The 7,666-nt window shown below is 72.7% G+C and carries 7 protein-coding genes; 1 reads left to right on the top strand and 6 read right to left on the bottom strand.

What is annotated here, in order from left to right; genetic code table 11:
* From BCL65_RS16545 to BCL65_RS16520, 6 genes are all read right to left on the bottom strand, one after another.
* Positions 1-1,584 (bottom strand): choice-of-anchor G family protein (locus tag BCL65_RS16545; protein ID WP_165800051.1); only part of this gene is annotated, 1,584 nt, incomplete at its 3' end.
* A gap of 255 nt (positions 1,585-1,839) precedes the next feature.
* Positions 1,840-3,090, bottom strand: a complete 1,251-nt coding sequence (locus BCL65_RS16540) for a beta-ketoacyl-[acyl-carrier-protein] synthase family protein (protein WP_106269617.1) — start codon at positions 3,088-3,090, stop codon at positions 1,840-1,842.
* Between the two features lie 109 nt (positions 3,091-3,199).
* On the bottom strand, positions 3,200-3,448 hold the full coding sequence (locus BCL65_RS16535; protein ID WP_106269616.1) for an acyl carrier protein: 249 nt from the start codon (positions 3,446-3,448) through the stop codon (positions 3,200-3,202).
* Between the two features lie 104 nt (positions 3,449-3,552).
* Entirely contained in the window at positions 3,553-4,563 is a 1,011-nt protein-coding gene (locus tag BCL65_RS16530) for a beta-ketoacyl-ACP synthase III (RefSeq protein WP_106269615.1), read from the bottom strand.
* Positions 4,560-5,531: an ACP S-malonyltransferase gene (locus BCL65_RS16525; protein WP_106269625.1), complete on the bottom strand. Its 972-nt coding sequence runs from the start codon at positions 5,529-5,531 to the stop codon at positions 4,560-4,562. The genes BCL65_RS16530 and BCL65_RS16525 overlap by 4 nt, the downstream gene beginning before the upstream one ends.
* A 99-nt stretch (positions 5,532-5,630) precedes the next feature.
* Complete coding sequence (locus BCL65_RS16520; RefSeq protein WP_106269614.1) at positions 5,631-6,794, bottom strand: PucR family transcriptional regulator; 1,164 nt, start codon at positions 6,792-6,794, stop codon at positions 5,631-5,633.
* 108 nt (positions 6,795-6,902) lie between these two features.
* Here BCL65_RS16520 and BCL65_RS16515 point away from each other — a divergent pair, with 108 nt between their 5' ends.
* Positions 6,903-7,601 carry a hypothetical protein gene (locus tag BCL65_RS16515; RefSeq protein WP_106269613.1) on the top strand — a complete coding sequence of 233 codons (699 nt, stop codon included), beginning with the start codon at positions 6,903-6,905 and terminating at the stop codon, positions 7,599-7,601.
* The last annotated feature ends 65 nt before the right edge of the window (positions 7,602-7,666 follow it).

Below are 7,666 nucleotides of genomic sequence, written 5' to 3'. Positions count from 1 at the left end.
GCCGTCGGTGTCGCGGATCTCGACCGTGGCGGTCGAGTCCGGGGTGTAGCCGGTGCCGTCGACGGTGACGGTGTCACCGGGTGCGGCGGTGTCCGGGGTGACCGTCACGGCCAGGTCGAGCACCTCGACGGCGCGCACCGTGGAGGAGGCGAGGTCGACCTGGGCGAGCGGCGTGCCGCCCGGCAGCAGGGTGAGTGTCAACGCCCGCTGCGTGAACGACTCGGTACCCGTGGGGTCGTGCGCCGGGAGCTCGCCAGGCTGCTCCTGGACGTTCGCCACGAGGCTCACGACCGTGTTGAGCGACTCGAGCGCCGGCGACAGGGCCGCCAGTGTCGGGCCGACCACGGCAGTGTTGATGGTGCCGGCCAGCGTGCTGACCAGCCCGGTGTCCTCGTCGAAGAGCACGTCGTTCAGTGGCCCGGCGAGGGCATTGGTGAGGTCTCCGAGCGGGAGGGTCACCGGGAGCCCGGCCAGCGAGATCGTCAGCGACGCGTCGCCAGAGTCCACCGTGCCGTTGACGACGTCCCCGACGGTGCTGTCCAGGCTGATGTCCAGTGCAGTGAGACCGCCGAGGATGCTTCCCTCCGCGGTGAAGGTCAGCGATGCCGACTGCAGCGCGGTCTCGACCGCGTCCACCAGGGCGAGCGTCAGATCGTCGAGCGCGGCGCTGAGACCGGCCGTGATCGCAGCCAGTGCGTCCGCGGACAGCACCTCGGTGTTCGGGTCGAAGTCGTTCAGCGACCCCTCACCACCCAGGATGGTGTCCAGGTCGACGTCGATGGTGCCGGCCCCGACGTTGATGACCACGCCTTCGTCGCCGAAGTCCTCGTCGAGCACGGGCGCCAGGGCCGCCTCGGTGTCCAGGGTGATCGCCGAGTCGACGGTCAGGTTGGAACCGAGCGCTGCCAGCACCGGGTCGAGGACGCCGATCGTCCCGAGCGCGTCCGACAGCAGCCCGTCCGGCCCGACCAGCTCGTCGACCGAACCGTCCACGGCCGGAACGATCTCGTCGTCGACGAGGGTCGCGATGTCGGAGACGGCCGGGCTGTCGATCGCCAGCGTCGCGCCGGCGATCTGGTAGTCACCGACAGGGTCTCCACCACCGGGCCACTCGGCTTGCGAGGACAGCGCGCCGAGCTGGAGGTCGAGCTCGGACAGCACCCCGTCGAGCCCGGCATCCGCGAGCAGCGGCGTGAGTGACACGCTCGCGTCGGACGGGAAGGCGGCGGAGCCCCCTGCCTCGATGGCGCCCTGGTCGCTGACCGCACCGGACGCGGCAGCTGCGCCGTCCACGTCGGCGGCGGCGTACTGGTTGACGGCGCCGAGCTCGATGAGACCGTTCTCCCCGAGCAGCGACAGCCCGCCGCCCAGGTCGACGGCGACGGCGTTGAGCACGTCGGCCGCCAGCGGGTTGGTCTCGAGCTCGCTGCCGGACGGGTACTCGGCGAGGGCACCTTGGACCTCGGCGATGTCGTCCAGGTTGATCCCCGCGGCCTCGCCGCCGAGGAAGGTGCCGAGAGCCTCGCTCTCGTCGGTCGGTACTGCCTGGGCGGGGATGCCGGTCAGCGCCGCAGCGCCGACCACCCCCGCCGCGACGGCGAAGGCCGTCGCTCCCCGGGCATGCCTCGATCGTCTTCTGTGACGTGGAGGTGGTGAGTTCGCCGGTCGTGAACTGGCGTGCTCGTGCTGCTGACGCTGTGCGGCCATGAAGTGCCCCCCTAGGCAATTGCCATCCGCTAGTCGCTTGCGGCAACGACGCTACGTGACGCATCTCACGGCTGCGACCGGGGGAAAACTTCACCCAGGAATTTCACCCGCTCAGGGCGTGACCCGCAGTAATCAGGCGTTGGTGACCGCCAGGGCCACGTTGTGCCCGCCGAACCCGAACGAGTTGTTGATGGCCACGACGTCTCCGTCGGGCAGCGCGGAGGGCGTGTCCCGGACGAGCGGCACCTGGAGCTCCGGGTCGGGATTGGCGACGTTGATCGTCGGCGGGGCGAGCCGCTCGTGGACGGCCTTCACGGTGAACAAGGTCTCGAGCGCACCGGCGCCGCCGAGGAGGTGACCCGTCATGGACTTCGTCGCGGAGAGCTGGACGTGGTCGGCGTCCGAGCCCAGGAGAGTGCGGATCGACCGGGTCTCCGTCAGGTCCCCGACCTTGGTGGAGGTGGCGTGCGCGTTGACGTGGACGACGTCCGGGCCGGTCACGTCGGCGTCGGCGAGCGCCCGGCGCATGGCCGCGACCTGCCCCTTGCCGTCGGGGTCGGGGGAGGTGATGTGGTAGGCGTCGGCCGAGAGGCCCACGCCGGCGAGTCGCGCGTAGACCCGGGCACCGCGAGCAGCCGCGTGCTCGGCGCTCTCCAGCACGACGACGGCCGCGCCCTCGCCGATGACGAACCCGTCGCGGTCGACGTCGTACGGGCGCGACGCGCCGGCCGGGTCGTCGTTGCGCAGGGAGAGGGTGCGGGAGGCGGCGAAGGCCGCGATCGGCATGGGGTGGATGGTGGCCTCGGTGCCACCGCAGACGACGACGTCGGCACGGCCGTTGCGGATCATGTCCATGCCGTAGCCGATGGCCTCGGCACCGGAGGCGCAGGCGGAGACCAGGGCGTGCGCTCCGGCCTGCGCGCCCAGCTCGAGCGAGACGTAGGCGGCCGGCGAGTTCGGCATGAGCATCGGCACCGTCATCGGCAGCACGCGGCGGGCACCGCGCTCCCGGAGCGTGTCCCAGCCGTCCAGGGTGGTCCAGATGCCACCGATGCCGGAGGACACGACGGCGCCGAGCCGTTCGCCGTCGACCTCGGGAGCCCCGGCGTCCTGCCACGCCTCGCGAGCCGCGATCATCGCGTACTGCGTGGACGGGTCCATGCGCTTGATCTCGGGGCGGGGGAGGACCTCGTCCGGCTTGACCTTGATGGTCGCGGCGAACGTGACGGGGATGCCGTACTTCTCCGACCAGTCGTTCTCCATGGTCCGCGCGCCGGACTCGCCGGCCAGGGCGGCCGACCAGGTCGTGGGCACGTCGCCACCGAGCGGGGTGGTGGCGCCGAGGCCGGTGACGACGACCTCGCGCGAGGCAGCTGCGGTCATGGTGAAGCTCCTGAGGTTTCAGTGCGTGTGGTGTGCGGGGACCGCGCGGGCGGGCAGTGGTGCCCGCCCGCGCGGCGACGGCGTGGACCGCCGCTCAGGACTGAGCGGATCAGGCCTGCGCGCCCTCGATGTACTTCACGGCGTCGCCGACGGTCGCGAGGTTCTTGACCTCGTCGTCCGGGATGCGGACGCCGAACTTGTCCTCGGCGTGGGTGACGATCGTCATCATCGACAGCGAGTCGATGTCGAGGTCGTCGGTGAAGGACTTCTCGGCGACGACGGCGTCGGTCGGCAGACCGGTCTCCTCGGCGACGATCTCGGCGAGGCCTTCGAGGATCTCGGAAGCGGTGTGAGCCATGGGGTGCGTATCTCCTTGAACGGGGTACCGGCCGTCCGGCACCGGGTCGGGGTGTGGCGGTGCGATTCTCGCGCACCGCCGGGTTCGGACTCTACGGGGCGTTGCTACGGGAGCACGACCACCTGGGCGGCGTAGACGAGCCCGGCGCCGAACCCGATCTGCAGCGCCAGGTCGCCGGGGCGTGCGCTGCCCTCGGAGAGCAGCCGCTCGGTGGCGAGCGGGATGGACGCCGCCGAGGTGTTGCCGGAGTCGGCGATGTCGCGGGCGACGACCACCGACTCGGGGAGCTTGAGCTGCTTGACCATCTGGTCGATGATCCGCATGTTCGCCTGGTGCGGCACGAACACCTGGATGTCGTCCGGCTCGACGCCCGCCTCCGCCATCGCCTTGGCGGCGATCGGTGCCATCTGGAAGCTGGCCCACTTGAAGACGGTCTGGCCGTCCTGGCGGAGCGTCGGCATGCCGAGCGTGCCGTCGGCCGCGAGCTCCTGCAGCGAGTGGGTCTGGCGGATCGCCTGCGACTTGGAGCCGTCCGAGCCCCAGACGGTCGGGCCGATCCCCGGGGCGTCCGAGGGACCGACGACGGCGGCGCCGGCCCCGTCGCCCAGCAGGAACGAGATCGACCTGTCGGTGGGGTCGATGATGTCGCTGAGCTTCTCCGCCCCGATCACCAGGACGTTGCGGGCGGCACCGGAGCGCACGAGGGCGTCCGCCTGCCCGATGCCGTACGCGTACCCGGCGCAGGCCGCGGAGATGTCGTAGGCCGCGGCCGGCGTCGCGCCGAGCCGGTCGGCCAGCACCGCGGCTGCGGACGGCGTCTGGTGGAAGTAGGTGATCGTCGACAGGATCACCGCGTCGATGTCGGCACCGACCAGGCCGGCGGCGTCCAGCGCCTTGCGGGACGCGGCCTCGGCGAGGTCGAGCACGTCGACGTCGGCCGTGGCGCGCCGTCGCGTGACGATGCCGGTGCGCTGCCGGATCCACTCGTCGGAGGAGTCGATCGGGCCGGCGACGTCGTCGTTGGTGACGGTCTCGGTGCCGCGCTCGGCGGCGACGGCGAGGAGGCGCGAGTACCGGACCGGCTCCGCCTGGCGCAGCGTCTTGCGCGCGTTCATGCCGCCGCGCCGACGGCGGAGTGGCGGGCGATGAGGTCGCGAGCGGCCTCGACGTCGTCGGGCGACTTCACGGCCACCGACTCGACTCCCTTGAGCGCTCGCTTCGCCAGTCCGGTCAGGACTCCGCCGGGTGCCAGCTCGAGGATGCCGGTGACACCGCGCTCCGCCAGCGTCTCCTGGCACCGGTCCCAGCGCACGGGCGCCGTGACCTGTGCCGTGAGCCGGGCGAGGACGTCGGTCGACCGACCATGACCGTGCGCCCCCTCGCCGAGCCCGGAGTAGTCGGCGCCGTCGGCGTTGCTGAGCAGGGCCAGGCGGGGGTCGGTGGCGAGCCAGGTCGTGGCGACCTTCTCGAACGAGGTGCGTGCGGCGTCCATGAACGGCGTGTGGAACGCGCCGGCCACCGGCAGGGGGATCACGCGGGTCCGCGCGGGCGGGTTCTCGGCGAGCGTCGCGAGCCGTTCGTTGTCCCCGGCCGCGACGACCTGCCCGCCGCCGTTGACGTTGGCGGGGAAGAGCCCTGCGGCCTCGATGGCCGCCAGCACCTCGTCCGGGTCGCCCCCGACGACGGCGCTCATCCCGGACGGTGTCGAGGCCGCGGCGTCGGCCATCGCCCGGCCGCGGTGCGACACGAGGCCGACGGCGCCGGCGTCGTCCAGCACGCCGGCGACGGCGGCCGCGGCGAGCTCCCCGACCGAGTGTCCTGCGGTGACGTCGACGACGTCGGTCGTCGGGCGGCCGTCGAGGATCGCTCGCAGGGCGAGCAGCGAGGCCGAGACGATGAGCGGCTGGGCGACGGCGGTGTCACGGATGGTCTCCGCGTCCGAGGTCGTGCCGTGCAGCGTCAGGTCGCAGCCGGCGGCCGCGGAGAACGAGTCGAGCAGGTCGGTGGTTCCGGGCAGCTCCAGCCAGGGGCTGAGCATCCCGGGGGTCTGAGAGCCCTGTCCAGGGCAGACGACGGCGAGCACGTGACCCACGGTGCCACCTGCGACCCGCGCCGGAGCGTGGCGACCCGCACCAACCTCAGGGAAGGCGATTGTGGGAATCCTCAACCGCCGTCGGTCGCGTCAGTCCTCGGGGCCGAGCTGGCCCAGCGCCAGCGCCACCTGCAGGACGAACGACTCGCGGGCGTCGAGGGGGTCCCACCCGGTGATCTCGGAGACCTTCCGGAGCCGGTACCGGACCGTGTTGGGGTGCACGTAGAGCCGGCGGGCCGCCGCCTCGAGGGAGCGACCCGTGCCCAGGTAGGCGGACAGGGTCTCCAGGACCGACCCGGTGGCCTCCTGCAGGGGGCGGTACGCCTGCGCGACCAGGATGCGACGCGCGGTGCGGTCACCGGTGAGCACGCGCTCCGGCAGCAGGTCGTCGGCCAGGACCGGCCGGGGTGCCTGCGGCCAGGCCGGTGCCGCGGCCAGACCCGCCAGGGCGGACCGGGCCGACGACGGCGCCTCGGTGATGTTCGCCACCACCGGCCCGAACACGACCGGTCCGGGCCCGAACCGGCCGATCAGGGAGCTCGCCGCCGTGACCAGGTCACCCTCGCCGCCGAGGACGAGGACGAGCCGGTCGCCGTGGATCCCCACGAGGGTGTCTCCGGCCGCACGCCGGGCGGCGCGCCGCAGGTCCGCCGTGCCGACGTCGTCCAGGCCGGACGTGGCCTCGCCGACGACGACCAGCGCGTGCCCCCGCCCGGTCCAGCCGAGCGCCGAGACGCGCGAGCGCAGGGCGTCGTCCGTGTCGCCGCGCACGATGGCGTCGACCACCAGGGCCTCCAGGCGGGCGTCCCAAGCGCCGCGGACCTCGGCGGCCCGGGCGTACACCTCCGCCGCGGAGAAGGCGACCTCGCGCGAGTAGCGCAGCACCGCCTCGCGCAGCTCGCGCTCGTAGCCGGGGGAGGCGATCTGGTCCGAGTGCGACTCCACGACGTCGACCATCAGGCGCACGAGCTGCAGCGTGTGCTGCAGGGAGATCGAGCGGGTCAGCTCCGGCGGCGCCGCCGCGAACATCTCGCCCACGCCGTGCGGGGTCTGCTTCGGGTCCGCGAACCACGTGACGAACGCGTTGATGCCGGTCTGCGCCACGAGGGCCACGTACGAGCGGTCCTCGGCCGGCAGCTGGCGGTACCAGGCGACCTCCTCGTCGAGGCGGCGCATGGCCGCTGCGGTGAGCAGGCCGAGGCCTTCGCGGACGCGCTGGACGTTCTCGTCGCGCGAGACGGTCGAGGTCGGCATGCCTCGAGGATAGGGCCATCGTTGTGGGGAGTACACAAACTCGTACTGACGGTCGTTCGACGGGTGGCTGGTCCGGCCTCGAGAGCGCTTAGCCGATATGGTCGAGACATGGCTCTCATGCCCCGACTCCGACAGCTCCTCCGCCGACAGCGCTCGACGTCGCGCGTGGGGACGCGGCGGCCGACGGAGACCCGCCGCTTCGGGGACACGGTCCACGAGGACGCGCTGCGGGCGATGCTGCACGACGACCCCAACGACGCCCGCGCGTTCGACGCGCTGGCCGACCTCGTCCGCCGGCGGGCGGTCGAACCCAGCACCGAGGACCCGCTGACCGCGCCGGAGGAGGAGGTCCACCGTCAGGAGGCGGCGGACCTGGCCGTGTGGTCGCTCGCGGAAGAGCTCGCCGGCCATCCCAAGGCCTGGCGTCCGCTCCTGGAGCTGGGTCGGCTCTCTGTGGTCGAGGACCCGGAGGGCGCCTCCCGCCGGTTCGCCACGGCCACCGAGCGTGACCGCACCGGGGGTGCTCTCGCGGAGAGCCTGCAGATCCTGCGAGACGCCGGGATGCCGGTCGAGGCGCTCGGGCTCGGGATCGGCCACTGGCGGGTGCGCGAGCAGACGATCGAGGTGGGCCGCCAGCTCGTGCTCGCCGCGATCGAGGCCGACCGCGTCTTCGAGGCCCGCCAGCACCTGGCCACCCTTGAGGAGCACCCGGACGCGGACTCCGTGGCCTCGGTGCGGCCGGAGCTGACCGCGGCGATCGAGGCTGCGGAGGGCGCGGACGTCACCACCCCCGGATCGCCGGGGTAGCGCGCCTCCCGCCGAGGTAGTGGCTCACGTGCCGAGGTAGTACACCCGGGGACGACGACGGCCCC

It is taken from the genome of Isoptericola halotolerans, from assembly GCF_003003075.1.
GTDB classification, from domain to species: Bacteria; Actinomycetota; Actinomycetes; order Actinomycetales; family Cellulomonadaceae; genus Isoptericola; species Isoptericola halotolerans_A.
The sequence above is the reverse complement of the archived record's forward strand: the minus strand, read 5'-3'. Positions and strand labels throughout refer to the sequence as shown.